The sequence below is a fragment of the Pseudomonas sp. BJa3 genome, from assembly GCF_026343815.1.
Taxonomy (GTDB): Bacteria; Pseudomonadota; Gammaproteobacteria; order Pseudomonadales; family Pseudomonadaceae; genus Aquipseudomonas; species Aquipseudomonas soli.
Window position 1 is genome coordinate 1 of the sequence record NZ_JAOXMC010000051.1, and the last position, 506, is coordinate 506.

Sequence of the window (506 nt, forward strand, 5' to 3'; positions counted from 1 at the left end):
GATAACGGTGTGCCGTTTGCCAGTAAGGGGCGTGCGGGACTTTCTCAGCTGTCGATCTGGTGGCTGCGTCTAGGCATCATTCCCGAGCGCATTGCACCTGGTCGGCCTGAACAAAATGGCCGCCACGAGCGCATGCATCGAACGCTCAAAAGCACGCTCCCATCGCCGCCGGCAGTGGCCTGGGAGGCTCAACAACGGCACTTTGATCGCTTTCGGCAGCACTACAATCACGAGCGCTTGCATGAAGCGCTGAAGCAGAAAACACCGGCGTCTTGCTACCAGCCATCTCCACGCCCATTCCCTGAAAAGCTCCCCGAAATGACCTATCCCAGTCATATCGAGAGCTTGCCGGCTGATAGCTCCGGCATCATCAATCGCCGGGGCTTGAGGATCTACGTAGGTTATGTGCTCAAGCACCAGACCATTGGACTGGAGCAGGTTGGGGATGGCGTCTGGGATGTTATTTTCGGTCCCATCATCCTTGGCAGAGTCGATGTGCGGGATGC

At 57.5% G+C, this 506-nt stretch carries 1 protein-coding gene; it reads left to right on the forward strand.

The window, feature by feature from the left end; genetic code table 11:
- Window positions 1-506 (forward strand): integrase core domain-containing protein (locus OH705_RS26840; RefSeq protein WP_267303382.1); only part of this gene is annotated, 506 nt, incomplete at both ends.